This window comes from Cellulosimicrobium sp. BMG9.22 (assembly GCF_059159975.1).
This window is the reverse complement of record NZ_JBZGBY010000064.1, coordinates 1-1,474: the sequence shown is the minus strand read 5'-3', so window position 1 is coordinate 1,474 and position 1,474 is coordinate 1. Positions and strand designations below refer to the sequence as shown.

At 67.8% G+C, this 1,474-nt stretch carries 1 protein-coding gene; it reads left to right on the top strand.

Annotated features, from left to right (window positions below; all coding sequences use genetic code 11):
- The first annotated feature begins 244 nt into the window (after positions 1-244).
- Positions 245-1,438 carry an IS30 family transposase gene (locus AC4H2H_RS19695; protein ID WP_494372528.1) on the top strand — a complete coding sequence of 398 codons (1,194 nt, stop codon included), beginning with the start codon at positions 245-247 and terminating at the stop codon, positions 1,436-1,438.
- The last annotated feature ends 36 nt before the right edge of the window (positions 1,439-1,474 follow it).

The window sequence follows — 1,474 nt, the reverse complement described above, 5'->3', positions numbered from 1 at the left end:
GGGCGGGTTCTAGCGGTCCCCGCAACACCCAGAGTTTCTGGGGGTTGCGGGGATCGTGGTTTCTGCGGAGTTGAAGGTTCGGTTCTTCGAGGCGTTGGACCGTGAGGGCGGGAGTATCTCGGCTGCTGCTCGAGGGGTCGGGGTCAATGTGAGCACGGCGTTCGGGTGGGCGCGTCGGGCGGGTGTGCGCGGGCGTGGGAAGCCTGGCACGCAGGGGCATCCGGGTCGTGTGGAGTACGACCGTCTGCGTGCTGAGGGTGTCTCGCGGCGTGCGGCTGCGGCCCGGGTCGGGGTGCATGAGCGCACCGCGAAGGACTGGGACTACGGGGTGGTTAAGACACGCAACGGCAGGACGTATCCAGACGGGCGTCGGGTCGACTACAACTCGGGGGTGACCACCATCGTCGCGACCTCGTCGGCCCTGTCACTGGCTGCGGTCGAGGCAGAGCTGCACCCGCGCTACCTGACCCTCGCGCAGCGGGAGCAGATCGCTGACCTGCGCCGTGAAGGTGCGTCGTTACGGGCGATCGGGCGAGCGTTGGGGAGATCGGCCTCGACGATCAAGCGGGAGATCGATGCCCGGTCGCTCGAGGGTGTCTACCGCCCGTATGCGGCGCACCGGGACTGGACGATCTCTCGTCCGCGTCCCAAGGAGTCCAAGCTCGCGCAGGCCGGGCCGTTGCGTGAGTACGTGGCCGCCAAGCTCGCGGTGCGGTGGTCGCCCGAGCAGATCTGTCACGCTCTGGTCAAGGAGTACCCGAACGACGAGGGCATGCGGGTGAGTACCGAGACGATCTATCAGGCGCTCTACGTCCAGGCGCGCGGCGGCCTGAAGCGGGAGGTCGCTGCGGCGTTGCGCACGGGACGCACCCGCCGCAAGCCGCGCAAGTCCCCGGACCAGCGCAGGCCCCGGTTCGTCGAGGAGATGGTGATGATCTCCGAGCGCCCACCCGAGGTCGAAGACCGGGCCGTGCCCGGGCACTGGGAGGGCGACCTGATCATCGGGACCGGTTCACAGTCCGCGATCGTGACCCTGGTCGAGCGCTCCACCCGGTACGTGATGCTCGGCCACCTGCCCGGCGGACACACCGCCGAAGAGGTCCGCGACGTCCTGATATCACTCGTCGCGATGTTGCCGGCGCACTTGCGCGGCTCGCTGACCTGGGACCAGGGCTGTGAGATGGCCGCGCACAAGCAGTTCACGATCGCCACGGGCGTGCCGGTCTACTTCTGCGACCCGCACTCACCCTGGCAGCGCGGCAGCAACGAGAACACCAACGGACTGGCCCGCCAGTACTTCCCCAAGGGCACCGACCTCAAGCAGTTCGGACCCGAAGACCTCGAGCACGTCGCCCAGGAACTCAACGGCCGACCACGCAAGACGCTCGACTGGGATACCCCAGCCGAGCGCCTGCGTGATCTACTGACAGCCACATAGACCATCAGGTGTTGCGAGGACCCCAAGAATCCGCCA